Raw genomic sequence first — 24,501 nt, 5'->3', positions numbered from 1 at the left:
ATAAATATAATATTCTGAATTTAAACTATTTAAATATTTGAATAAATATTGTTGATAACTTTTCAGGGAAACTTTGTATTTCATTTTCCAGGAAAAGTTATCTTTGTTTTGCATTTGGTTTTTATTCACACAAACTAAAAAAGAGGCTGTGAATAGAATGAAAAGGGAATGCCGTGAAAGTCGGCAACAGTTCCCGCTGCTGTAAGCTCTGTTTGGAAGCCGTTGTGCAATATTTTATATCCACTGACCTGACCTCTGCCTATGGGAGAGGACTGAAAAAGGCCGGGAAGGATGCACAAAGGGAGAGCGAGTCAGAAGACCTGCCAGATGTATACACTTTTTGATCTCTTTCGGGTAAAAAGAAGGTCGAATTGGATGATCGCCGTCCCGGCAGCTGTTTTCCCGTATCGAAAAGTGTAATGGCATTCGTATATACTATTCACGCTAAAACAAAATCGTATGGAAAATCCAGCAATTCAGATCGTGAAACGGGATGGTAAATGTGTCCCTTTCTCCATTCAAAAAATTGAAAATGCCATTGCAAAAGCATTTCTATCGGTAGGCACGTTCGCCACCCAGGATGATTTCATTGCTATCCTCTCACGTCTTCATGTCTCCGACGGGATGACAGTGGAAGAGATCCAAAACCAGGTAGAAACGGCACTGATGGCAGAGAAATATTTTTCTGTCGCCAAATCTTATATGCTTTACCGGCAAAAGCATACCGAAACCCGCGAAATACGCGATAATATGAACTTTCCGATGAACTATTGCGATGCACAGAATGCTGCCACAGGAAGTAAATTCGACGCGAACGCTAACGTGGAGAAGAAAAATATCGCCACCCTCATCGGGGAACTGCCCAAAAAGAGCTTTATCGACCTGAACCGGAAGATGATCACCGACCGGATAAAAGAGATGTACGGGAAAGAACTCGCGGATAAATATATCGGTATGCTGAATGAACATTTCATCTATAAAAATGATGAGACCAGCCTTGCCAATTATTGTGCAAGTATCACCATGTATCCATGGCTGCTGAATGGTACCTTGGGCATTGGTGGAAATTCCACCCCTCCTACCAACCTGAAATCGTTCTGCGGCGGTTTCATCAATATGGTATTTATGGTATCGAGCATGCTGAGCGGTGCCTGTGCCACTCCCGAGTTCCTGATGTATCTGGACTATTTCATCCGTAAAGAATATGGTGACGATTACTTCACCCATAGCGGGGATGTGGTGGATCTATCGAAACGGAAACGTACACTCGACAAGGTGATCACCGACTGTTTTGAACAGATCGTCTACTCCATTAATCAGCCGACCGGTGCACGTAATTTCCAAGCCGTCTTCTGGAATATATCCTACTACGATAAGTATTATTTCGAAAGCCTATTCGGAGAATTCGTGTTTCCCGACGGATCACGCCCCCTGTGGAAATCGCTCAACTGGCTCCAGAAACATTTTATGCAGTGGTTCAATAAAGAGCGTACCAAAACGGTACTCACTTTCCCTGTAGAAACAATGGCATTACTCACGAAGGATGAGGATGTAATGGACACCGAATACGGCGATTTTACAGCTGAAATGTATGCCAGGGGACACTCGTTCTTCACCTATATGAGCGATAATGCCGATTCGTTGTCGAGTTGCTGCCGGCTGCGCAATGAAATACAGGACAACGGCTTTAGTTATACCCTCGGCGCGGGAGGTGTTTCTACCGGATCGAAAAGCGTGCTGACTATCAACCTGAACCGATGTGTCCAATTCGCACGACGCACAGGACAATCCTATACAACCTTCCTCGAAGAGATAGTTGATTTAACACACAAAGTGCAGACCGCCTATAATGAGAACCTGAAAATGTTCCGGCAGAAAGGCATGCTCCCCTTATTCGATGCAGGGTTTATCAATATTAGTCGACAGTACCTCACAATAGGTGTGAATGGTTTGGTAGAAGCTGCCGAATCATTGGGTATAGAAATCAACGACAACCCCCGCTATAAGGTTTTTGTACAGGAAATCCTTGGAATTATCGAACGATACAATAAAAAATACCGGTCGAAAGAATTGATGTTCAACTGCGAAATGATTCCTGCCGAGAACGTAGGAGTGAAACATGCCAAATGGGACAAGGAAGATGGGTATCAAGTACGGCGTGACTGCTATAACAGCTATTTCTATCGGGTGGAAGACCCATCACTTAACGTAATTGATAAATTCCGACTCCATGGACGTGATTATATTGCTCATCTCACAGGCGGATCGGCACTTCATATGAACCTCGAAGAACATCTCTCCAAAGCACAGTACCGCCATTTATTGCGTGTCGCCGCCACGGAAGGATGCAATTACTTCACCTTCAATATTCCCAATACGGTTTGTAACGACTGCGGCAAGATTGATAAGCGCTATCTTAAACAATGTCCGGCATGTGGTTCCAAAAACTTAGATTATCTCACACGTATCATCGGCTATATGAAACGGGTAAGTAATTTCTCCGTACCACGTCAGGCAGAAGCATCTATCCGCTACTATGGCAAAATGGAATCGAAAAAGGAAATGGCGGCCTTTTAAAAAATCGGGATGTATAAAAGGAAGGGTAATCAATCCAAGTTTCATATGTAAGTTGGAGAACTGTAAAGGAGTGAATCTTGTCTCATATGGCGAATTTATGTAAAGTCGTTGCCAATAAGTTGTTTCTATGTTGAAGTATATCGATTATAATATTGTCTTTCAGGAAATTCCGGATGAGGTGACGCTGGCAGTAAACCTCTCTAACTGTCCCTATCGCTGTAAAGGGTGCCATAGCCCTTATCTACAACAGGATATCGGAAAAGAATTAACTGATTCAGAATTGAATGGATTGTTGCAAAAATACGAAAAGGCAATCACCTGCCTCTGTTTTATGGGTGGTGATGCCAATGCCGGCGATGTATACCAGTTGGCAGATTTCATCCGTGAGAGCCGGGGAGGGAAGATAAAAACGGCGTGGTATTCAGGTAATGACAAACTTACGGAGCATTGCATTGAACATTTCGATTTTGTGAAAACCGGCCCTTATATAGAAGCGCTCGGGGGATTGGATAAAATGACGACCAATCAACGACTTTACCGGATCGAAAATGGCAGTATTACAGACATTACACAACAGATACACAACATGGTTGTTCTGTAATTTTCCGTACCTTTGCCGCCATTAAGATTAGGCTTGTTCACAAAGACCTTGAGACCCTCGCTCCTTCAGGAGCAGAAAATATTCAGATGTTGATGAAGATTTGTAAAAAGATTGTTTTGTCACTGCTTACAGCCGCTATACCTGCCTGTGGTATCTTAGCCCAGGAGGTTGCTGACAGCCTGAGGTTACCTGAAGTGGTGGTCACAGAACGATATAGCGACCGGGAGATACGTTCTTCGGCACCGGTGCAGATATTCTCGCAAGACCAGATACGCTATCTGCATTCGCTACAGTTGTCGGATGCCGTGAAGCATTTCTCGGGGGTGACCATCAAGGATTATGGCGGTATCGGGGGATTGAAAACTATTTCTGTCCGTAGCCTGGGAGCACATCATACCGCCGTCATATACAATGGTATATCCATTAACGACGTACAGGCCGGACAGATCGATATAGGCCGGTTCTCTCTCAATAACGTGGAACTGGTCACATTGCATACCGGACAAAACGACCAGATTTTTTTGCCGGCAACGGCTTTTTCTGCCGCTTCCTCACTCGTTATACAAAATGTACGTCCTCATTTCGATAAAGGAAAACGTATCAATGGGAGTGGGTCTGTGAAAGCAGGATCATTCGGACTGTTTAACCCTTCGTTTTACGCTAACACGAGGATTACAGACAAGCTGACGATGACCGCAAGTGCCGAATGGCTTACATCGAAAGGCGAATATCCTTACCGGTTGCAATACGGTGAAAAGGGCGACAGCAGCTCCATGGAAAGAAGGAGGAATACCGATGTGGAGAATCTTCGTTTGGAAGGAGCGCTTTTTGCCGATTTATCCCCCGCAACCAAAGGTGACCTGCGGGTATACCATTACCGGTCGGAACGGGGATTACCCGGTGCCACCATCTATTATAATACGGAGAATTACTCAAACCAACGTTTATGGGACCGCACTTTCTTCGTACAAAGCAATATCGAACATATCTTTTCTCCGAAATGGGTGTTAAAGGGCGATGCAAAATATAACCGGGGATATTTGCGCTATCTCGACCCTGCCTACTTGGGTCCCGGGGGAAAGTATGAAGATATTTTCAATCAGCATGAGACCTATGGCTCCCTTTCGGCGCTCTACAGGGTATTTGAAAGGTTGTCGTTTTCTGCGTCAAGCGACTTGTCGTCGGCCACCATGCATGCTGAACGAAAAAAATTCACCACTCCCACCCGGCTCACATGGCGGTCGGTCTTTGCCGCAAAATGGGTGGAAGAACAGGTTATATCCACGGCAAACATTCTTTATACCCAAACGTTCGAGTCGGTCCGGAATGTAGAGGCTGCCGGAAACAGGAGCAAAGTTTCCCCTTATCTCAGCGTGTCGGTAAAACCATTCACCGGAACCAATTTGCGTATAAGGGCTTTTTACAAGAATAGCTTCCGCCTACCTACCTTCAACGACCTCTACTATCCCGCGGTCGGCACACGTGACCTGAAACCCGAAGATACCCACCAGTGGAACATAGGTGCTACTTATGCTGTTTCACCGGGTAAAAACCGTACTTCGCATTTCACCGCCACACTGGATGCCTACCGCAATCGGGTAAAAAATAAAATTGTAGCTTACCCTACCGGCAATTTGCATCAGTGGGCAATGATCAATGTGGGCAAGGTGATCATCACCGGCATGGACCTCTCCGTGGAAGGAACAATCACATTCACGGAGCAGGTCCGGTTACGGATGGGAGGAAATTACACCTTCCAGTCCGCGCTCGACAAAACCAACCCCGACAAAAATACATATAACCACCAGATAGCTTATACTCCACGTCATTCCGGTTCGGGGCGGGCTGTGATACAACTGCCCCGGGTAGATATAGCCTATACGCTGTTGTGGAGTGGCGAAAGGTATTACAATAACTATAACAGCAAAGAGTTCCTGATGAAAGGATACAGCGATCATGCCCTGTCGGTTTCAAAGGATTTTCGAACACGACTTGGTAAAATAGACTTGCAACTGGAGGTATTGAATCTGTTGGATAAAAATTACCAGATCGTGCGCAATTATCCTATGCCGGGACGCTCTTTCAGAATAAACGCATCGTTTAATTTTTAATTTTGTAGACAACAATGAATCAAAAAAAAATCTTTTTCTATCTGACGCTTCTTGCGGCATTGTTTATCACAGCTTGCTCTGATGATGATAATCCTATTGATAACGGAAATCCCTCAACAGAGGGAAAGACTTTACTTATCCTCTCTGAGGGGTCATGGAATGGGAATAATAGTACCCTTGCCCGTTATGACCTATCCACAAGAGATCTGGATAAAGATTATTTCAAGTCGGTAAATAAAAGAGGATTGGGTGATACCGGAAATGATATGCTTTTGTATGGTTCCAAGGTGTATATAATAGTTAATATGTCGTCTACCATAGAAGTGATGAATGTTTCCACCGGCATATCCCAATCGATAGAGATGAAAAAGGAAGATGGTTCCGGAAAACAACCTCGCCGGATTGCCTCGCATAATGGCAAAGTATATGTCACTTCATTCGATGATACTGTCACCTGCATCGACACCACTTCCCTTGCAATCAGCGGCTCGGTGGATGTGGGCATGAATCCGGAAGCTATTGTGGTTAAAAATAACAAACTCTATGTGGCCAACTCCGGGTTCGGGTTCGACAATACCGTGTCGGTCATCGATATAAGTGGGGAAACAATGAAAGAGGAGAAAAAAATAGAAGTCGGACCCAATCCGGTCAATATGGGGAGCGACAGCCAGGGAGATCTTTATATCTCTTTGATGGCGACTTATGATCAAGAGGGAAACATAACGGAAGCCGCATCGTTCAAACGGATAAAACCGGCCTCAGGCGAGGTGGAAACCATTGAAGCAGTGGAATCTCCCGACCGGTTCGTAATCGCAGACAACAAGGCCTATATCATCAGCAATGTAAATGGAACTTCTAAAATAGTAGTATATGATTGCTTGCAGGAAAAGGTGGTTTCTGAAAACTTCATACAGGATGGCACAAAGATTACAAATACCATCTATAATATTTCAGCGGATGAAAAATCCGGGGAATTCTTCATCACGGAGACCGATTACACCACTCCGGGATCGGTGTACTGCTTTGACAAGGATGGTAAATTACAATACACAATCGCTGACTTGGGTATAAATCCTACGACAGCGATTGTACTGAGATAAAAAAACCACACTATTGGCGCGGCATTTTTATTTATTATTTTGAGAAAAAGGCATTCCAAGTGATTGGCGTGCCTTTTATTATTCACATCGACTTCGTCCATTTTCTGTCGTCACTCGACAATACTCAAACAAGTTTGGCTATGTACTCGTTCCTAAGAAAATTGGCACATTAATCATCAGTCCAATTTCAACACTGCTAAAAACGCTTTCTGAGGGACCTCCACATTGCCTACTTGTTTCATCCGTTTCTTTCCCTCTTTCTGCTTTTCGAGCAGCTTACGCTTACGGGATATATCACCGCCATAACATTTGGCAGTCACATCTTTCCTGACAGCTTTTACCGTTTCACGGGCGACGATCTTTGCTCCAATGGCCGCCTGAATAGCAATATCGAACTGTTGCCGGGGAATCAGCTCTTTCAACTTCTCACACATGCGTCGTCCAAAACTCTGCGCATTGTCGATGTGGGTGAGCGTGGAAAGTGCGTCCACCTGTTCACCGTTCAGCAATATGTCCAGTTTCACCAGCTTGGACGGACGATAATCATGGATATGGTAATCGAAGGATGCATATCCTTTCGAAATACTTTTCAGTTTATCATAGAAATCGATCACAATCTCTCCCAGCGGTAGGTCGTAGATAATCTCTACCCTGTCACCTGAAACATATTCCTGTTTGATAAGTATACCCCGCTTGCCAAGGCAAAGGGTCATAATGGGACCGATATAGGCCGTATTGGTAATAACCGAGGCGCGGATAAAAGGCTCTTCGATACTTTCAATCAATGTGGGGTCCGGTAAACCGCCGGGATTATGCACCTCCTTCATATTCCCTTTCTTGTCATATACCTTATACGAAACGTTGGGCACCGTAGTGATCACATCCATATTGAATTCCCGCTCCAGCCGTTCCTGTACGATCTCCATATGGAGCAATCCGAGGAAACCGCACCGGAAGCCGAATCCCAATGCAACGGACGATTCGGGCTGGAAAGTAAGTGACGCGTCGTTAAGTTGTAATTTTTCGAGAGATGAACGCAGGTTCTCGAAATCTTCGCTCTCAATGGGATAGACGCCGGCAAATACCATGGGTTTTACCTCTTCAAATCCTTCGATTGCCTTGGCTGCAGGCCGCTTCACATGGGTAATGGTATCGCCCACCTTCACTTCTTTCGAGGTTTTAATGCCGGAGATGATATACCCCACATCACCACAGCCCACTTCATCCTTCGGCACCATATTGAGGCGCAGGATACCCACCTCGTCGGCATCGTATTCTTTGCCGGTATTGATGAATTTCACCATATCACCTTTTCGCAACGTGCCATTCACGATTTTATAATAAGCAATGATTCCGCGGAACGCATTGAATACAGAGTCGAAGATCAATGCCTGCAGGGGTGCCTCAGGGTCGCCTTGCGGAGCCGGCACCTTCTCAATGATGGCACGGAGGATCTCATCGATACCGATCCCCGTCTTTCCGCTTGCACGGATGATATCTTCGCGGGGAATACCAAGAAGTTGCACGATCTGGTCTTCCACCTCGTCGGGCATGGCACTCTCCAAATCGATCTTATTGAGAATAGGGATAATCTCCAGGTCATGCTCAATGGCCATATAGACATTCGATATGGTCTGCGCCTGTATACCCTGGGCTGCGTCAACCACCAGCAAGGCACCTTCACAGGCGGCAATGGAACGCGATACTTCATACGAAAAATCGACGTGTCCCGGTGTGTCAATCAGATTAAGGGTGTATTTCTCACCCTCATATTCATAATCCATCTGTATCGCATGGCTTTTGATTGTAATGCCCCGCTCCCTCTCCAAGTCCATATTGTCGAGCACCTGCGCCTGCAGGTCTTTTCCTTCGACGGTCCTGGTGAATTCCAGCAAACGGTCTGCCAGCGTACTCTTACCGTGGTCTATATGAGCAATGATACAAAAATTGCGTATATTCTTCATAGTTAAAAGTCCGCATTATTGGGCGTTCTTGGAAACGGGATCACGTCACGGATATTCGCCATGCCGGTGATAAACAACATCAACCGCTCAAAACCCAAACCAAAACCGGAGTGCGGTGCAGTGCCGAACTTGCGGGTTTCGAGATACCACCAGATAGGCTCTGTATGCATGCCGGTTTCCTCTATCCTTTGCATCAGCTTGTCGTAATCCGCTTCACGTTCCGATCCACCGATAATTTCCCCTATCTTAGGGAAAAGCACATCCATCGCGCGGACCGTCTTACCATCATCGTTCTGCTTCATATAAAACGATTTGATTTCCCTCGGATAATCAGTCAGGATTACCGGACGTTTGAAATGTTTTTCTACCAGGTAACGTTCATGCTCCGACTGCAGGTCGGCGCCCCAATAGACCGGGAATTCGAATTTTTGCCCCGAATCTTCCAAAATTTTCACCCCTTCGGTATAAGTTAGGCGGACAAAGTCATTTTCCACTACAAAATTCAGACGGCTTACCAGTTCTTCGTCATACATCTTGGATAGGAATTCAATATCCTCCCTGCAATACTCCAAGACGTAACGAATTAGATATTTCAGGAAATCTTCGGCCAGATCCATATTATCGTTGATATCATAGAAAGCCATTTCCGGTTCAATCATCCAGAACTCCGCCAGGTGACGGGGCGTATTGGAATTCTCCGCACGGAATGTGGGACCGAAAGTATAAATGGCTCCCAGTGCCATAGCGCCGAGTTCCCCCTCGAGTTGTCCGGAGACGGTCAGGTTAGTCTGGCGACCAAAAAAATCCTCTGTAAAATCCACTTTGCTTTCTTTATTGCGGGGTGGATTTTCTATATCAAGAGTAGATACTTCGAACATCGATCCGGCTCCTTCCGCATCGGAAGCAGTGATAATAGGCGTATGGAAATAGTAAAAACCTTTATCGTTGAAATATTTATGGATGGCATATGCCAAATGGTGCCTCATTCTGAAGATTGCTCCAAAAGTATTGGTACGCGGGCGCAAATGGGCTACCTCACGCAGGAACTCCAATGAATGTCCTTTTTTCTGCAAAGGATAAGTAGCGGGATCGGCCGGACCATAGACTTCAATCTCAGTTGCACGTATCTCCACCGACTGTCCCTGTCCCTGGGATTCCACCAGTTCACCATTCACATTGATACATGCCCCCGTAGTGATGAGACGAAGTAACTCTTCATCAAAATTAGCTATATCAATAACTATCTGAATATTATTGATGGTCGATCCATCATTTAAAGCGACGAAACCGACATTTTTGTTTCCTCTGCGGGTACGCACCCACCCTTTTACATTCACTTCCTCGTCAACACTGGCAAGTTGCAATGCTTCCGAAATTTTTGTTCGTTTTAGTTGTTTCATAAACTATATACTTCAATATCGCTGGCAACACGCATCAATCATGCACTTGTGTGCAAACAATCACGTGTACTCTTCATACGATTAAATTACCCTGATAAATACCCAATCTGTTCCTGTACAAAACCCGCACAGGAACAGAATAATCATTCAATTACATTTACCATTTTCCCGCAGAAGCCTGATCCAAGCAAATCCGGGTTTCTGCACATAGTGTTTAACGAAAACGTTATTACTATCTATAAATTTTTATATGAAGGGAGGTTCTTTAATCGAACGCCCCCATTCTGAGCATGTTCACCTCTTGTTCTGTGAGGTAACGCCATTTTCCGCGCGAAAGTTTTTTCTTGGTCAATCCTGCAAAATAAACCCTGTCGAGTTTCATCACCCGATAACCTAATTTCTCGAAGATACGACGGATGATACGGTTCCTTCCGGAATGGATCTCAATACCCACCTGGGTAAGGTCTTCCTCACTCACATAACTGATCGCATCGGCATGAATCTCTCCGTCTTCCAATTCAATCCCGTCGGCAATCATCTGCATGTGTTCCATTGCCACCGGCTTGTCGAGCCATACCTGGTAAATCTTTCGTTTTTCGTACTTCGGATGTGTTAATTTTGATGCCAGGTCACCATCATTGGTCAGCAGCAAAACACCTGTGGTAGCCCTGTCCAGACGTCCCACCGGATATATCCTTTCGGAAGCGGCACTTTTCACCAGTTCCATTACCGTCTTTCGGTTCTCGGGGTCATCGGTCGTCGTCACAAACCCTTTCGGCTTATTCAGTAACACATATACCTTGCTTTCAAGTTGGACGGGCTGGTTGTGGAACATCACAGAATCGGCACGGGTAATTTTGGTACCCAGTTCGGTCACGATCTCTCCATTCACCTTCACCACGCCGGCCTGGATAAACTCATCAGCTTCACGGCGTGAGCATACTCCGGCATTGGCCAAGTATTTATTCAGACGGATGGGTGCATTGGGATCAGCATTTTCCTTATACTTGACCTGCTTGAACGGCTTTTTCTTTTTCAGCTTCTTTACCGGCTTACCAGGACCATTTGGTCTTCCCGGACCGTTAGAAGATTGATTGCCCCAATTTCGGTTATTATAACCTCCACCGCCGGAAATCCTTTGTGGCGACTGTGGACGTTCCCCTACGCGAGGGCGGCGTTTCCTCATGGCCCCGTCATTATTCCCTCCATAATTTTCTTGACGCGAATCCCTGTAATTGGAATTGTACGACCTGTCGGAATTATTATAAGACTGCCTGTCCTGGCTGTACGACCTGTCCGGATTATAGGATTGCCGGTCCTGCCTGTCCAGATTGTATGATGGTCGGTCCGGATAATAACCATCTTGCTGTGATCTCCTCTCATTGTAATTTCTGTTAGAGGAAGGGTGTCTCTCATTGTTCGCGCTGTGATAACTCCGTCGTGGGCGCGATTCGTCATTGTTTGTTGTCATTGTTGCATTTACTTTTTGATTTACATAATGAAACCTCACGGTTTTTTCTTTATTTACAATCGCATTTTTCGAATTATTACCGACCGGTTTGCATGACCGGCAGCCTCTTTCATTTTAAATTCCCGTATAATTTTGGGGTGTAATTTCTTTCAATTCTTTTTTTATCTGATCATTCACATTCAGATTATCAATAAATTTCGATATACTTTCCCTAGTAATATGCGCATTGGTTCTAGTCAAAGCTTTCAGTGCTTCATACGGTTTCGGGTACCCTTCACGTCTCAGGATAGTCTGGATTCCTTCGGCAACCACGGCCCAATTATTTTCCAGATCCCTGTCTATTGCCTCTCTGTGTAATAACAATTTATGCAGTCCTTTTGTTGCGCTTTTAATAGCAATTAATCCATGTGCCATGGGAACACCGATATTCCTGATTACCGTAGAATCGGTAAGGTCACGTTGTAACCTCGAAACGGGAAGCTTTGCGGACAGGTGCTCCAGCAGGGCATTGGCAATGCCCAAGTTCCCTTCGGCATTTTCAAAATCAATCGGATTCACTTTGTGGGGCATGGCCGACGAGCCCACTTCCCCTTCCCTGATCTTCTGCTTGAAATACTCCATCGATACATATTGCCATATATCCCTGGTAAAGTCGATCAGGACAGTATGGATACGCTTCATCGCATCGAACGATGCGGCGAAAGCATCATAATTGGATATCTGGGTGGTAAATTCTTCCCGCCGCAAGCCCAGTTTCTCTTGCAGAAAACGATTACCGAACAGTTTCCAGTCGGTTTGAGGATATGCTACACGATGCGCATTAAAGTTGCCGGTCGCTCCGCCGAATTTCGCTTTAGAAGGAATACTTTTCAATACTTCTATTTGCCCGGACAGCCTATAGGCAAAAACTTTCATCTCCTTTCCCAGACGTGTGGGCGACGCCGGTTGCCCATGGGTACGCGCCAGCATGGGAATCTCTTTCCACTCTGCAGCCAGTGCGTCGATATCCGAGACCAGTTTTTCCAATTCGGGGATATAGACTTGGTGGAGGGCATCCCGCCACATCATCGGCGTAGCAGTATTATTGATATCCTGCGATGTCAATCCGAAGTGAATAAATTCCTTATGATCTGCCAACCGGAGCACATCGAATTTCTCTTTCAGGAAATACTCCACAGCCTTTACATCATGGTTGGTGGTTTTCTCAATTTCTTTGATTTGCCGGGCATCCTCTTCGCTGAAATTGATATATAAATCCCTTAATTGTGCAAAGATATTCTTATCTTCAACAAGAAGAATCCCCTCTTCGCACAGAGCGATAAAATACTCTATTTCCACCTGCACCCGGTATCGGATAAGTGCATACTCGGAAAAGAACATATCCAAAGCGACGGTCTTGTCCCTGTATCGTCCGTCTACGGGTGAAATAGCTGTCAGTTGATCTAGATTCATTATAATTAATGCTCGTATTGCTTATGAAAACGTTAAACTATCGAATAGCGAAAAATCACTTTTCTATCCATTCACTATAACCTTTAGAGTTCTGTATTATTATAAAATATCACCTCTATCATGAAAACGTATTCAATACCCTTTTTTCACGGTACAAAAATAGGGATAATTATAGAGCCATGAAAATTTTTAGAAAAAATATTTACAAAAAGTTTTGCAGAAAAATAAAAACGACGTATCTTTGCATCGCTTTTCAGGAAAGCAACCTCCACAGCGGTAGTGAGGACAGGAAAGCAAATATCGGGCGTTTAGCTCAGCTGGTTCAGAGCATCTGCCTTACAAGCAGAGGGTCGGCGGTTCGAATCCGTCAACGCCCACGGAAAGGCAAAAAGGTCGAAAGACAACAAAAGCCAAACAAAGACATAAAGTCTGTTAGTCAGTAGATTAACAGACTTTTTTTATTCTACCCTCGGACAATAAAAGTCAATTTAGGACAGCGGTTGAGTGAGTAAAACGTGAGTAAACTCACAGTACAAATTTTACTCACGATTAAGTATTTTATTCGCTGGAAATAAGCGGATTACAATGTCCTAATTTGGCGTTTTTAGGAGCTTTATTCTTTAAGTGATAGCAAGTAATTTTGTCAAATCATTAAAAAGAAAGAGCAATGAAAAGTACGTATCGAATCCTTTTCCTAATCAGAAAAAGAGACTTAAACAAAGATGGACTAGCCAATATTATGGTTAGGATTACTATCAGTAGAGAAACAGCAGAGTTTAGTTCCAAGATGTTTATTGACCCTGAAATGTGGAGTCCTTTAGGGAAAGCTATTGGCAGAACTAAAGAAGCCAAAAATATCAATGACGCTTTAGATAGAATCAAGATAGCTTTGGACAACCAGTATAAAACAATTCTTGAAAAAGACGGTTATGTCACACCAGATAAACTTCGGAATACTTATCTCGGCAAGGAAATTCGCAAAACCACAGTATTATCCTTATATGATACTAAAGTAGAACAAAAATGGAATCTTGTCGGGAAGACAATCCGGGATACTACCCTTTCAAAATATTTGGCTACAAGAAAGCGTGTTGGCAATTTTATGGTACACAAATACAAGAAAGAAATATGCCTTTTTCTTTATTCTGAATATTACGATAATGTGGAAGACAGATTTAGCTTTGTAAAATTCTACTTCAGTTTCATATTTCTTTTGCTTCAACGACTTCAACTTTATTAGTCCTTGTTCTTTCTCTGATACATTTTGCAAAATTTCTTTATGCCTTTTATGTCCATCCAAATCAGCTTCAATATTGTCTAAGCGTTTTTGAAAGTCTTCATATATTTCAATTTCTATTTGGTCGTCAAAAAAGAAATATTTCAAGGATTCAGAATCATGTTTGAAATCACGTCCCCTTGCAAATGAACGAAGAATACGTGCATAATTTTTTAGGCGTGTCTTGTCTGTTATCTGTATTGGCAATAACTCATGTTCCATCAAATATTCATGATAGGTTTTCTGAGTCATCTTTTGACAATTAAATTTACCATCTAATCGTTTTGTAACAGTATCAATATCTTCGACTATTTCGCCGTTTAACATATCCTTATATGATATGGGGTTCTGAAGAGAAACATATGCATCTTTACCATACCCTCCTTGAATAATGAAAGCTTCTGGGTTTATAGTTGCAGTAGAAATGAACATGCCAAGAACAATAAACTTACGTGTTTCTACATTGATAAATACATATCCATATCGACCAGTAGGCATTGTTTTGACAAGTCTTTCGTCTGTTCCTTCTGTTGCCGATAGGAATTCACTACCTACAAAAACTAATTGTAACATATCGGCAATCATTGATTTTCCGACTCCACTGTCTCCTGAAAAATCAGTGCGGAAATGATGAAACATATAATCTGTATGGAAGTGATGTTGAATTCCAACAGTGGACAAACTATATATTCGGGGATATTGTTTTGTCATAGTTACCTTTAATTATTTCTTCAATATTCATGATTATTTCTTCATACAAAGTGAGCAACCTTTTACAAGATGGCATCACTTCAAATACCTGAGAATCTTTGTCAAGATTGACCCATCCGATGTCATTAAAATCAGAAAGGGCACTTCGAATAATTTGCTGAATCGCTTTTTCATCGGCATCTATAGATATATCTTCATTGTTTTTTGCGAATAATCTGAACAGATTTGTTTTATATTCATCATAGTCTTCAAATATACGTTTGACGAAAGTATCGATTGATTGTTGATATTCAGAGGTTGGGTCTATAATGCAAATTCTTACCAATAGAAATCCAACTATTAGATGAGCTTCTTTTAATCTTTTTCTGTTTATTTCCGGTATATTCCCTCGGCTAATCCTTCCATTTTCATCTTTGCGAAAATCAATAAAATAATATTGTTCGCTATCTTGGCCTTCAGTAGATAAATACAAGTCAAAGAAATTCTCGTAATATTGGTGTAAACTAGGATAGTTGTACCTGACAAAACCAAAAATCCCTTTGGGTTTGCTTTGTTGCTGAATATATACTCCGTTCTTTAATGCATAATCCAATGGAGCAAAAAAATCTTTGGCATCGGAATGCTCTAAGAATTCATAGCTTACGTTCGTTTGTATATTGTTGTTTTCCATACTGTAATAGTTGGATATAATGAATAACTTATTTTCTCTTTTTGTATCTCTATTTGATGTGCTTTACTTTTGAAGTATTTTTCCATAGCGCGTGAGGCAAAACGGACAGCGGCATTCACATCTCCATGTTCTTTTTCCATAACTTCAAAAAAACACATCGAAAAATCAACTTCTTTCGAGGTATTTAACTGATATTCGAGTTCTTCAAGATATTGCTTGACCCGTTTGAACATAGCTGACTGTTCATTGCAACGTTTCAACTCAAGCGAAGAGGCTTCTTTATCGATTGTCGGAACAGCAACTTTTGAGCTTCGCTGAAGAGGAATTTGTTCTTGATTCCAATTTTCTTTTATTATTAGAAATTTTTGCAATTTATCAGGAAGGATGCATTCATTTGGAATATTAGTGGGCAAACACATTTCTCCGCTTTTATTTAGCTGAGCATTCTCCAAAGTGTATTTCAGAAGTAATTTAAACTTTCTATAAAAGTCCTGTTGATTGATGTTGTTGATGTACTCATCCAGTTTGGGCTTTATTCCATCAATTTTTCGACCAATAATTTGCAATTTATTTCTAATGTATTTGAAATACTGGATAACATCTGCAGTTTCTTTGAAGTACGTAATCCCCTTTTCTTCTTTTTGAAAATCAATCATCCAATCCTCAATCTGCCTTGAACTGCGAAAAGCGACATTAAGTTCCCGAGTTTGTTCACCTAAACCTGATAATATATCTACAATATTTTTGAGTGATGATATATTGTAATCATCATTCTGGTTTATTTCTGTACGAAATTCAGTAATTGCTTTTGCTACTTTCCGGTCTAATACAGATGTTTGTGCACTGACTTTTCTTCGATATCCGTCGAACGACGTGTATTGATACCACATATCGAAAGATTCAACATCCAATTGCGTTTGGATATGCTTAAAATCTTTTTCTATTTCTGTAGGATTGAATGTGTCTGATAATACTTTAGCGACCTCAGCACATAGTTGTTCCGCATAGGGGCGAAAACTATAGACTCCTTTGTTCTCATCTCGCCATAGAAAGAACTTTTGTAACGACCTTATGGTTTGATTGAACTGTTCTGTTTGCTCTGTCTTAATTTCGTTTCTCCTGACATACTTTATTGATTTAAGAATTTCATCTTCCGTAAATGTTGTATCAAGTTCTTTGTTTTCGATGCGTTGATATAAATGAAAGATTACCAACATGACTTTTTTGTTGGGTAGCAAGTTGTTATATTCTTGCTTGACTTCATTATATAGGTTGAATGCATCCATGTTCAGAAACTATATCATTTTAATCTTCATGCCTTTACTCCTGTTTTACTTTCCCAAATGTTTCTAATTCAATGTATTTCGCATTGAATCTATTGGAAGGAATTTTCTTTTGCAAAAGATTATGGAAGTTTTCATCATGTGTTGCTAAAACAATTTGTTTTCGCATATTGACAGAAATACTTCTTAACAAGTCGATAGTCGATAAGATATTAATGCTATCCATTGATTGAATAGGGTCATCAATAAAAATACAATCAACAGAATTGCCTTCATTATCTTTAGCATTTAATGCTTTAGCCAAAAAATACTTAAACTCAAAATATTCAATTGAGCTGTGCTAAAATATAGCGTTGGAACAATAGAGGCACTACTGTCTACATCTGTTACAAAAACGTTTAATCGGGGTTTGTCAGTACTGAAATCACATTTGAATTTAATCTCTTTATAAACAGGATGTGGGTCTATTTTTTGATACAAGGAATTAATCAATTTTCCATGAAAAAATGATTCAATTTGCTTATCAATATATTCCGAAAGTAATTTTCGTTCTTCTTCCAATTTAGGATATACGGATTTCTCTAAGAATGATTTGTCTTTCAAAATAGCGGTTTCTTTCCGCTTGAATTCTTCATGTTTCAAAAATGGCAATACGCTTTCCTTGTACACTTTTGTTTTCTCAAATGATTGAATAATATCTTCTGTTTGAGAAATTTTCTTTTTATAAAGTGAATTTGTATTATCCAGCAACTTTCCTAATTCATCCTTGGTTTTATTGAAGAAATCTATTTCTAATTCTGACTTTAGAAAATATTCAAAAGAGGTGATTTTCTGATAAAGGGATTCTCGTTCTATTTCAATTTGCTGAATATCTGAAAGTACAGCTGCTTCCTCGTTCTTCTCTAATGTCTTTTGATACTCCGTAATTGATTTGATATATTTTTCTATCTCATCTTTTACTGTATCTATCTTTGCCTGAAAATCCTTGCGTCGTTTGTTAAATTCAGCAACAATATCATCATCTCCAATTTGGTTTTCAATGTGGTGGAAAGGGGCGTAAAATAGAGATAAAACATTTATTAAACCCAAAATCATATTTTAAGATTGATTTTAGTATGAGAAAAAGTGATGGAACAGTCAACTCTGGTAGTACAGGTCAGACATATGCTGCCATCGCTTTGCTTTGTATTGCCCGTTTGTCCCTAATTGAGAAAAAAGCAAGTGGAGGAAAATTAGCGAAGGGATTGCGGATTATGCCAATAGATGAAACTGAGAATATTGGAAGTAACTTTACTATATTAGAAAAGATTGCGCAGGATTACGACTATCAGCTTGTCGTTATATCCCGACATCCTTTAGATGATTCCGGTGAACATGGTCGCTATCAGTACATGTTGAATGGACAAGCTGAAAGTGGTAAAATCGGCACATTTGCGATTTTCAATGAAGGAGAAGATGCGATAGAATACATGAGTCCAATTTCAAACTCATTATAAGATGAATAAGCAATTAACTTGGCGAGATATAAAAGCATTATATCAGTTATATCACGAAAGGAAAACCCGTGCACAAATAAGGGAACATCCATATATAGACCACTTATTTTCTTATCCAGATAAATGTTTGGAATACATGCAGAAGGGAACAAAAAAACTAATTGTTCCTACAAATAAATTCAATGTTGAATACGTAAAGCAAGGATTTGAACAATTGTTTCTTACTTATAAGCAATTTCTATCGGAAAACGAATTGCTGAAAATTCAATCGAATTATTCTGAGTTTGAAATTCGGGTGCTGATAACGATGAAAAATTCAGATACGATTTTAGACGAACTTAAGACTAAAATTGAAAAAGGTGAAGAAAGCAGAAAAGGTGTATCTAATCTGTTTTTTAAGTCGGCAAAATATATCCAAAAAGATAGTGCATTGGAACGAGCAGTCCTGAAAATCATTAGAGTGCAGGAATTTCCTCAAAACGAAAATCAAGGATTTTATCGTGTACCCTGCTTAAATCCTAAATTTATTATCATTTGCGAGAATATGTATTTTCTTACTCTTACAATCGCCCGTCAAAACAATGTTGAACTTTGGTGTGCGGGCGGGAATAATACAAAACCTTTTTGAAAGCATGCCTAAAATTGATTATCCGATATACTATCTGTGTGATTGGGATTATGATGGATTAAAAATTTATGAGCGTATTGCTAATATAATAGAATGTATCTCTGATAAAAAATCATCGTTAAAACTAATTACCCCCAATGGAAAAAGAGAAAATATTGTTGGCACATCTGACTATCATGATAGCCAATGGCGACATCATCTTTCTCTCTCTGGCTTAAGTCCTGAGAAATATTCAGAAGAACAAAAAGAACTGATAAATAATTTGATGGAACTAAATGAATGGATTGAAGAAGAGGGTAACGATATAAAAGAAATCATTGACTTTATTCGTGAATTCTAACGTTTTGTATAAGTATCCAATTCGGCAACCAGTTCCCTTGATTCTAGTCGCATAATAGTATCCTCAGAATTGCCAAAGTCAAAAAGACCAATGCTTCCATACCAAACGAGCCGATTATCTATAATGATGAATTTCTGATAGATATCAGGTTCTTGTATGAGTGTTAATTTTCGTTGAAGGATTTCAATACATTTTCTTGCCCGCTCTTGCTCTCTGTATGATTCGATTGGACGAGTAATAACGGTAATTGAAACTCCTTCTTGTAAAGGTACTTTCAGCCATTCAAGTGTTAAGTCGAGTTGCTTTTTCCGAATGAAAGGACTTACTATCAAAATTTCCTTTTTTGCTTCTGCAAAATCATGTCTGATAACATCTGCAAAAGTATCGCAATCGTAAATCATGCTGATTCTATCTGGTTCATTTTTTGAGGCTAAGGCTTTATATCCAATTTGAGCATAACCTGTTAACCGTTTATGATACATTCGTTCTAAAACGGGAACATGAATATCTACATAGTCATAAACGATAACATCTTGTTTGCCGGGATATTCACGGTGTAATCTTCCTGCATATTGGGCTAATGTGCCTTTCCATGCAATCGGTGAAGCAAGAAACAGAGTATCTAAGCGTGGATAATTAAATCCCTCTCCAATATATTTGCCTGTAGCGATTATAATAAGTTTCTCATCCTGCGAAATGGCTGCTAATGATTCAGTCATTTTGTTTTTTACTTTTGTTGAATCAGTTCCAACAAGCGTAATAACGTGTACATCTGTTAGATTTCTAATGATTGCAGCCAATTGCATGACATGTTCTTTCCGTTGGGTTAGAATAATTGGTGTTCTGCCGTCTATTACAGCTTCTTTTACATCTGTCGCTATCTGTTGATTCCGGATTTCATCTTCTGACAGATCTGCATATATTTTCGTTATATGCCAATCGGACTTCTTTTGTGGTAATGGCTTCTTAAATCCTGTAAAACAATGTATAACATAATGTTCAAAGCTTCGTTTAATCGCTTGTTCCTTTGCACTGACACTGTATCGTATCGATCCGCATTGCATAAAGGTTACCGGATGCTGTCCGTCTTGCCGTTTAGGTGTTGCTGTCAGACCATAAACATATAGGGCATTTGTTTCGCTAAGTACTCTCTCATAATTCAGGGAAGAAGCATGATGACATTCGTCCACAATCACCATCCCATATTTTTTCACAATATCATTTACTTCATTTTCATGAACTAAACTCTGAACAAGTGCGATATCTATAATGTTGGAAGACGTGTCCTTCCCCGAACCGATCTGTCCAATTATAGATCGCACCTTCTTTCTTCCCCGCTTTTTCTCCGGCTCCGGCAAGGATTCATTTATTTCGAGGAATTGCTCTAATGATTTCTTCCACTGATCGCACAACGTTTGTAGATGAACTAAAATTAACGTATTGCATTTTCTACTTGCTATAAGCGAAGCCCCTATTACTGTTTTTCCGAAAGCTGTTGGAACAGATAATATTCCGTTCTCGTATTGAAGCAAAGTATTTGCTGCCAAATCCTGTTCCTCACGCAGAGCACCTTTGAAGCAGACATTAACCTGTCTCCCTTTATTTCTTTTATCATCAAAGACATACTTTGCATTCGAGCCGTCTAATAAATCTATAAGAGAAGAACGGCAACCGCGTGGAATGCCGATGTATTCCTCTGTTTCGCTTAGTGAGTGAATAATTCTTGGAATGCCATAAGTGGACATTCGCATTTTTTGTGTTTTATAGAACAATGGATTCTGAAAAGCTGCCAGCCGTTTGATGCGGTTAAGTGCTCGTGGACTTATTCGTTCTTTAGGTACATACAACTGATTAGCTTCAACGATAGTTAGAGTCTCTGGAAAGTCTTCTCTTTCAAGATTTTGTTCAAGCCTCTTGCTTTCCCAAGGTTTGAATAAAACCTCCACTATTTTTTCTAGGCTCCCAAGTTCGCCCAATCCATTTCCCTCACAAAGTAAAGTAAGCAAGCTTTCTATTTCTGACAATTCCATTTTCCTAATAGAAGCTAAATATGCCCATTGGTCAGGATAGCTTTGAATATTCTTATCAATAAATTCACTGTTCCCGTTTTTGCGTGCTCCACCTTGCAGAGGCAATGCTATCAGGTTGCCAAAGCCACCCTTAGGCATAAAATCCTGATTGGGAAACATCCGATCATAAGAAGTGAAGCGTATTTCATGTCTGACTGACATCGCCTTTGTCAAAAGAGCATTTCCTAATTTTCGGGCAGATATTGCTGTAACAGGTTCTTCGAAAAATATCCAAGCATGAACTCCATTTCCCGAACGAGAGCGTTCTATCGCGACTGGAATATTATAAGTATAGCATACTGATCGGAATATCTTTATATCATCCTCCCATTTTTCTTCATCAAAATCAATAGCAAGAAACAGACATGTTTCATCTGGCAAGAGTGGATAAACGCCTACTATCCCGGCTCCGTTCTCATCATTGTTTCGCAAATGGGCATTAATAACCTCTTTTGTCAAGGGTAATAAGTCGCGATTAGCGCAATCTTTACATTTGATTCGTGTCCTGTCGCAAAGACCTTTTACCCATTCGTTTTTACATGCCGGGATATAATAACAGCTTCCATATTTCTTGCTATAGCAGCGTTTGGCATACACATCAGTCCGACCCCGGAATAAGGATTGAAATAATGCGATCTTCTCATCAGGACTACTATATTTGTTAATTGATGGTGTGGAAACCTCGTCGATATTGTCCTGTTCCGGGACTTCTGCCTCTTGGGGAATAGCGGTAACGTTTTTCTGAGGTAAACCCAACATCTCCCGTAATCTCTCATTCTCTGTAAGTAATTCAAGATTCCAGGCTTCCAGTTCTGCAATTCGCTTTAATAAGTCGGATTCGGACATGTGGATTTTTTATTTGCTATTCCTTATCTTCCACATTGCCATTGGATGATTTTTGACTCGCTCTACAATTTCAGTATCTTCAAACAATAACTCTGGTTGATAAACATTATTGTTAAAGTTTTCGATAAAAGACTTTTCTTCTTCGGTAAATGTCATCAATTTTTGAAGAAAAGCTTTCACTTCTACTTTCGCTGATTCAAAATCGAATCGTTCACTTTTCTTAAGAACCGGAAGTAAAGAACTTCTGATTTGTGTAAATTTCAGGTTATCAATACTTTCAAAATCATAACTGATAGAAGGCTTATCACTTCCTCCTACAGCAAGATAGAATAATACGATTTTACGAAGTTTGCCCATTTCATCAGGATAGATGATGTTATATTTCAACATATTTTGAATATCATACAAATCTCGGGAAGCTGTTCGTTCAATAAGAGCTTTAATTTTGCTGCCAAATAGTTCAAGGGTAGATAGAGTCTTTACTTCTGAATCAAATTGCAGAAATTCCACATTTACTTTCTTTCCGACTATTGGTAGGATATGGTTTCGCAAGGAATAGTTTATCTCTACCTTTAGGTTATCTTTATTCCCTCCTGCGTTCTGGAAGTAAAACACCCATGAATCAAGTGAATGTGGACTTTTCGTATTAGGACTTAAAGCATATCCTTGTGTAAACATATAGTTCAGAAAATCCTGATTGATATTCTCCCTGATTTTCATCATTTCATCCCGGGAACACTCTTTTGTGAAATCCAAGTCGATATCAACCGATAGACGAGGAAGATTAAATACGATCAGATTAATCGCTGTTCCTCCTTTTAATGCCAAATGATCCACAAATAAAGGATTTTCATTTAAGTGCTTCAAAACATCGCAAAGTCGGAATACTTTTTCTAAATTATCCCGAATAAAATCTGTACCAGAGGCTATTCTCTCCAAATCAGTTTTACTATAATTATACATTTACATTTCCTCCTTGTTCTAGAAATGAAAGAATATTTTCAGGAGCATAAAGCTGCCATTCATTAAAATAAATATTAGATTCTTGTCTGTCAGTCAGGTAACGAATGCTTTTCCCAATCTTGGATTTACAAAAGTTAAAGAAAACATCACTTAACTTCATTTCTCTTTGAAAATGACTAAGGAGAAATCCCGTCTTTTGATAAAGAGCCTGTTTGTTGAATAGTTTCAGATAATCCTGCAGCTTACCCTCATTAAGATAAGTGATAAGAGCAAAGCATTCTATCATCTCTTCCAGTCCTCCGCTTCGATCTATTCGATTAATACAATCTAAAACAGTACGTTCCAAATCGGTTACTCTGATCAGTGTATCGGCAGGAGGAGTAATAACTCCGGCATCCAATTTTGACTCCGAATAGATATAACTAATCCCATCGTACTCAAAGTTGTTGAACCTCTCTTTGGACGAAACTTGTATTTCATAAAACACCTGATGAGCCAGACCATGATATTCTAATGCTGCATGATAGGATAGATAAGATGAAGAGTTTATTTGACTGCCGATTTCGTACTTTGAAGCAGAGCTGACTTTTGTAGCCAAATCCGTCGCAACATAAAGATCTCGCCTTACTTGTGATATCAATCCTTGTTGTTTATACCTCCGTAAAAGTTCTTTTGCTGCATTTTCGCTATCGGTGAATGCAACAACGTCTTTTTTATGGAAGATTTTGAGTTTATGAAATTCTTCGATATATTTGATCATATCCTCTTGTTTTATTTTATTTCTTGCGCAAAGATACATGAAATTCACAATTATCGCGCATAAAACAAAATAATATTAGGAAATTCACAAATTTATTTCGTACCTTTGTTCTACCTACTTAAAGAGGAAAAGTTCTTTAAAAAACGCCTCCAAAAACGGAGTGAGTAACGAGTGAGTCGAATAAATTTCAGACAGCTAAATCACTGACAGCATACGGGTTAGATAGGACTGATAAAATCCGTCAACGCCCACTTATAATTAAGTACCCTGATAATCAATATGTAATAGTTGATTATCAGGGCTTTTTTATGCTTACTTTTAGGTAAAAATATCACGGGGATGTCCCGGATCAACCCTAAAAGTTGTGGAGGGATTTAAAACCCTTTATCTTTGTAGCCATGAAGACAGGATACGAGCTATTGTTGCCCCAGGGCATGACAGACTACTTTGAGGTAGTAGAGGTTGAAGAGACCGATAAGATTATCATTTTACATCTGGAAGAAAATAGTTTATCCCCATCGGAGGCGCCAGAGAGAAGCTTCATCTCTAAAGGTTTTTATCCTGCTGTTGACATTCATGATTTTCCGATCCGGGACAAGGGTTGCATCTTGCGTGTTCGCCGTCGTCGCTGGCAGGACAAGCAAAGCGGGGATCCCTACATGCGTGACTGGGATGTAATAGCCGACGGCACTCGCCTAACCCGTGAGTTCGCCGCTTTTTTAAAAGCATTACCTCGATAGCGAACCGGTCAACTGTACTGTATTCCGCTTGTTATGTGCGTAT

General features: G+C 40.5%; 20 protein-coding genes, 1 tRNA gene, 1 pseudogene and 1 riboswitch. Of the genes and pseudogenes, 10 read left to right on the top strand and 12 right to left on the bottom strand.

All coding sequences use genetic code 11. The annotated features are described in order from the left end of the window. Window positions 1–98 precede the first annotated feature (98 nt). Window positions 99–342, top strand: a riboswitch (cobalamin riboswitch). A gap of 117 nt (window positions 343–459) precedes the next feature. The 4 genes from nrdD to B4G81_RS14955 all read left to right on the top strand — a co-directional run bounded on the left by nrdD (window position 460) and on the right by B4G81_RS14955 (window position 6,389). Beyond that, window positions 460–2,577, top strand: coding sequence for an anaerobic ribonucleoside-triphosphate reductase (gene nrdD, locus B4G81_RS14970; RefSeq protein ID WP_294083923.1), 2,118 nt, complete (start codon window positions 460–462; stop codon window positions 2,575–2,577). A gap of 127 nt (window positions 2,578–2,704) precedes the next feature. Further along, a complete protein-coding gene (gene nrdG / locus B4G81_RS14965) occupies window positions 2,705–3,178 on the top strand; it encodes an anaerobic ribonucleoside-triphosphate reductase activating protein (protein ID WP_294083921.1) in 474 nt (157 codons plus the stop codon). Between the two features lie 92 nt (window positions 3,179–3,270). Beyond that, window positions 3,271–5,289, top strand: a complete 2,019-nt coding sequence (locus tag B4G81_RS14960) for a TonB-dependent receptor plug domain-containing protein (RefSeq protein WP_294083919.1) — start codon at window positions 3,271–3,273, stop codon at window positions 5,287–5,289. A 14-nt stretch (window positions 5,290–5,303) separates the two neighbouring features. Continuing rightward, window positions 5,304–6,389 (top strand): YncE family protein, encoded by a 1,086-nt coding sequence (locus B4G81_RS14955; RefSeq protein WP_294083918.1) that lies wholly within the window; start codon window positions 5,304–5,306, stop codon window positions 6,387–6,389. 176 nt (window positions 6,390–6,565) lie between these two features. Here B4G81_RS14955 and lepA read toward each other — a convergent pair whose 3' ends face one another. The 4 genes from lepA to purB all read right to left on the bottom strand — a co-directional run bounded on the left by lepA (window position 6,566) and on the right by purB (window position 12,676). Further along, window positions 6,566–8,353 carry a translation elongation factor 4 gene (gene lepA, locus B4G81_RS14950; RefSeq protein ID WP_294083916.1) on the bottom strand — a complete coding sequence of 596 codons (1,788 nt, stop codon included), beginning with the start codon at window positions 8,351–8,353 and terminating at the stop codon, window positions 6,566–6,568. Between the two features lie 2 nt (window positions 8,354–8,355). Next, on the bottom strand, window positions 8,356–9,753 hold the full coding sequence (gene asnS / locus B4G81_RS14945; protein ID WP_294083914.1) for an asparagine--tRNA ligase: 1,398 nt from the start codon (window positions 9,751–9,753) through the stop codon (window positions 8,356–8,358). A 265-nt stretch (window positions 9,754–10,018) separates the two neighbouring features. Continuing rightward, window positions 10,019–11,224, bottom strand: coding sequence for a pseudouridine synthase (locus tag B4G81_RS14940; RefSeq protein ID WP_294083912.1), 1,206 nt, complete (start codon window positions 11,222–11,224; stop codon window positions 10,019–10,021). 114 nt (window positions 11,225–11,338) lie between these two features. Continuing rightward, window positions 11,339–12,676: an adenylosuccinate lyase gene (gene purB / locus B4G81_RS14935; RefSeq protein ID WP_294083910.1), complete on the bottom strand. Its 1,338-nt coding sequence runs from the start codon at window positions 12,674–12,676 to the stop codon at window positions 11,339–11,341. Between the two features lie 302 nt (window positions 12,677–12,978). On the opposite strand from purB, the gene B4G81_RS14930 reads away from it, so the two are divergent. Continuing rightward, window positions 12,979–13,053 (top strand) — tRNA-Val (locus B4G81_RS14930). Between the two features lie 290 nt (window positions 13,054–13,343). Continuing rightward, window positions 13,344–13,613 (top strand): annotated as a pseudogene (locus B4G81_RS14925) (Arm DNA-binding domain-containing protein); the annotation flags it as partial. A 126-nt stretch (window positions 13,614–13,739) separates the two neighbouring features. On the opposite strand, the gene B4G81_RS14920 reads toward B4G81_RS14925, so the two are convergent. Genes B4G81_RS14920 through B4G81_RS14900 form a run of 5 tightly spaced genes read right to left on the bottom strand, consistent with a single transcriptional unit; the run spans window position 13,740 to window position 17,711 of the window. Then, the gene (locus B4G81_RS14920; protein WP_294083954.1) at window positions 13,740–14,663 is read right to left on the bottom strand and encodes a hypothetical protein; all 924 of its coding nucleotides are present in this window, start codon (window positions 14,661–14,663) and stop codon (window positions 13,740–13,742) included. Further along, window positions 14,635–15,333, bottom strand: a complete 699-nt coding sequence (locus B4G81_RS14915) for a condensin complex protein MksE (RefSeq protein WP_294083908.1) — start codon at window positions 15,331–15,333, stop codon at window positions 14,635–14,637. Before B4G81_RS14915 ends, B4G81_RS14920 begins: the two co-directional genes overlap by 29 nt. Beyond that, entirely contained in the window at window positions 15,303–16,619 is a 1,317-nt protein-coding gene (locus tag B4G81_RS14910) for a hypothetical protein (RefSeq protein WP_294083906.1), read from the bottom strand. Before B4G81_RS14910 ends, B4G81_RS14915 begins: the two co-directional genes overlap by 31 nt. Before the next feature lie 34 nt (window positions 16,620–16,653). Beyond that, complete coding sequence (locus B4G81_RS14905) at window positions 16,654–16,920, bottom strand: hypothetical protein (protein WP_294083904.1); 267 nt, start codon at window positions 16,918–16,920, stop codon at window positions 16,654–16,656. Further along, window positions 16,905–17,711 carry a hypothetical protein gene (locus B4G81_RS14900; protein ID WP_294083902.1) on the bottom strand — a complete coding sequence of 269 codons (807 nt, stop codon included), beginning with the start codon at window positions 17,709–17,711 and terminating at the stop codon, window positions 16,905–16,907. The genes B4G81_RS14905 and B4G81_RS14900 overlap by 16 nt, the downstream gene beginning before the upstream one ends. A 20-nt stretch (window positions 17,712–17,731) precedes the next feature. Between B4G81_RS14900 and B4G81_RS14895 the strand changes: the two genes are divergently transcribed. From B4G81_RS14895 to B4G81_RS14885, 3 genes are read left to right on the top strand one after another with little or no spacing between them, the layout of a single operon-like run. Then, window positions 17,732–18,112 (top strand): hypothetical protein, encoded by a 381-nt coding sequence (locus B4G81_RS14895; RefSeq protein ID WP_294083900.1) that lies wholly within the window; start codon window positions 17,732–17,734, stop codon window positions 18,110–18,112. A 1-nt stretch (window position 18,113) separates the two neighbouring features. Then, window positions 18,114–18,740 carry a hypothetical protein gene (locus B4G81_RS14890; protein ID WP_294083898.1) on the top strand — a complete coding sequence of 209 codons (627 nt, stop codon included), beginning with the start codon at window positions 18,114–18,116 and terminating at the stop codon, window positions 18,738–18,740. Then, a complete protein-coding gene (locus B4G81_RS14885; RefSeq protein ID WP_294083896.1) occupies window positions 18,694–19,080 on the top strand; it encodes a hypothetical protein in 387 nt (128 codons plus the stop codon). The genes B4G81_RS14890 and B4G81_RS14885 overlap by 47 nt, the downstream gene beginning before the upstream one ends. Here the strand turns inward: B4G81_RS14885 and B4G81_RS14880 are convergent. Genes B4G81_RS14880 through B4G81_RS14870 form a run of 3 tightly spaced genes read right to left on the bottom strand, consistent with a single transcriptional unit; the run spans window position 19,077 to window position 23,718 of the window. After that, window positions 19,077–21,995 carry a TOTE conflict system archaeo-eukaryotic primase domain-containing protein gene (locus tag B4G81_RS14880; RefSeq protein WP_294083894.1) on the bottom strand — a complete coding sequence of 973 codons (2,919 nt, stop codon included), beginning with the start codon at window positions 21,993–21,995 and terminating at the stop codon, window positions 19,077–19,079. The genes B4G81_RS14885 and B4G81_RS14880 overlap by 4 nt on opposite strands. Before the next feature lie 9 nt (window positions 21,996–22,004). After that, a complete protein-coding gene (locus B4G81_RS14875) occupies window positions 22,005–22,958 on the bottom strand; it encodes a nucleotidyl transferase AbiEii/AbiGii toxin family protein (RefSeq protein ID WP_294083892.1) in 954 nt (317 codons plus the stop codon). Then, entirely contained in the window at window positions 22,951–23,718 is a 768-nt protein-coding gene (locus tag B4G81_RS14870) for a type IV toxin-antitoxin system AbiEi family antitoxin domain-containing protein (RefSeq protein WP_294083890.1), read from the bottom strand. The genes B4G81_RS14875 and B4G81_RS14870 overlap by 8 nt, the downstream gene beginning before the upstream one ends. Window positions 23,719–24,116: 398 nt before the next feature. Between B4G81_RS14870 and B4G81_RS14865 the strand changes: the two genes are divergently transcribed. Further along, on the top strand, window positions 24,117–24,458 hold the full coding sequence (locus tag B4G81_RS14865) for an ISAon1 family transposase N-terminal region protein (RefSeq protein ID WP_294083886.1): 342 nt from the start codon (window positions 24,117–24,119) through the stop codon (window positions 24,456–24,458). Window positions 24,459–24,501: the final 43 nt, after the last annotated feature.

Origin of the sequence: Proteiniphilum sp. UBA5384, from assembly GCF_002410825.1 — a bacterium.
Taxonomy (GTDB): domain Bacteria; phylum Bacteroidota; class Bacteroidia; order Bacteroidales; family Dysgonomonadaceae; genus Proteiniphilum.
This window is presented reverse-complemented; position numbering and strand designations above follow the sequence as displayed.

Excerpts from the sequence above, each read along its gene's own strand:
- nrdD (WP_294083923.1), top strand. The coding sequence starts at position 460 with ATGGAAAATCCAGCAATTCAGATCGTGAAACGGGATGGTAAATGTGTC.
- nrdG (WP_294083921.1), top strand. The coding sequence starts at position 2,705 with ATGTTGAAGTATATCGATTATAATATTGTCTTTCAGGAAATTCCGGAT.
- B4G81_RS14960 (WP_294083919.1), top strand. The coding sequence starts at position 3,271 with ATGAAGATTTGTAAAAAGATTGTTTTGTCACTGCTTACAGCCGCTATA.
- B4G81_RS14955 (WP_294083918.1), top strand. The coding sequence starts at position 5,304 with ATGAATCAAAAAAAAATCTTTTTCTATCTGACGCTTCTTGCGGCATTG.
- lepA (WP_294083916.1), bottom strand. The coding sequence starts at position 8,353 with ATGAAGAATATACGCAATTTTTGTATCATTGCTCATATAGACCACGGT.
- asnS (WP_294083914.1), bottom strand. The coding sequence starts at position 9,753 with ATGAAACAACTAAAACGAACAAAAATTTCGGAAGCATTGCAACTTGCC.
- B4G81_RS14940 (WP_294083912.1), bottom strand. The coding sequence starts at position 11,224 with ATGACAACAAACAATGACGAATCGCGCCCACGACGGAGTTATCACAGC.
- purB (WP_294083910.1), bottom strand. The coding sequence starts at position 12,676 with ATGAATCTAGATCAACTGACAGCTATTTCACCCGTAGACGGACGATAC.
- B4G81_RS14920 (WP_294083954.1), bottom strand. The coding sequence starts at position 14,663 with ATGACAAAACAATATCCCCGAATATATAGTTTGTCCACTGTTGGAATT.
- B4G81_RS14915 (WP_294083908.1), bottom strand. The coding sequence starts at position 15,333 with ATGGAAAACAACAATATACAAACGAACGTAAGCTATGAATTCTTAGAG.
- B4G81_RS14910 (WP_294083906.1), bottom strand. The coding sequence starts at position 16,619 with ATGGATGCATTCAACCTATATAATGAAGTCAAGCAAGAATATAACAAC.
- B4G81_RS14900 (WP_294083902.1), bottom strand. The coding sequence starts at position 17,711 with ATGATTTTGGGTTTAATAAATGTTTTATCTCTATTTTACGCCCCTTTC.
- B4G81_RS14895 (WP_294083900.1), top strand. The coding sequence starts at position 17,732 with ATGAGAAAAAGTGATGGAACAGTCAACTCTGGTAGTACAGGTCAGACA.
- B4G81_RS14890 (WP_294083898.1), top strand. The coding sequence starts at position 18,114 with ATGAATAAGCAATTAACTTGGCGAGATATAAAAGCATTATATCAGTTA.
- B4G81_RS14885 (WP_294083896.1), top strand. The coding sequence starts at position 18,694 with ATGTTGAACTTTGGTGTGCGGGCGGGAATAATACAAAACCTTTTTGAA.
- B4G81_RS14880 (WP_294083894.1), bottom strand. The coding sequence starts at position 21,995 with ATGTCCGAATCCGACTTATTAAAGCGAATTGCAGAACTGGAAGCCTGG.
- B4G81_RS14875 (WP_294083892.1), bottom strand. The coding sequence starts at position 22,958 with ATGTATAATTATAGTAAAACTGATTTGGAGAGAATAGCCTCTGGTACA.
- B4G81_RS14870 (WP_294083890.1), bottom strand. The coding sequence starts at position 23,718 with ATGATCAAATATATCGAAGAATTTCATAAACTCAAAATCTTCCATAAA.
- B4G81_RS14865 (WP_294083886.1), top strand. The coding sequence starts at position 24,117 with ATGAAGACAGGATACGAGCTATTGTTGCCCCAGGGCATGACAGACTAC.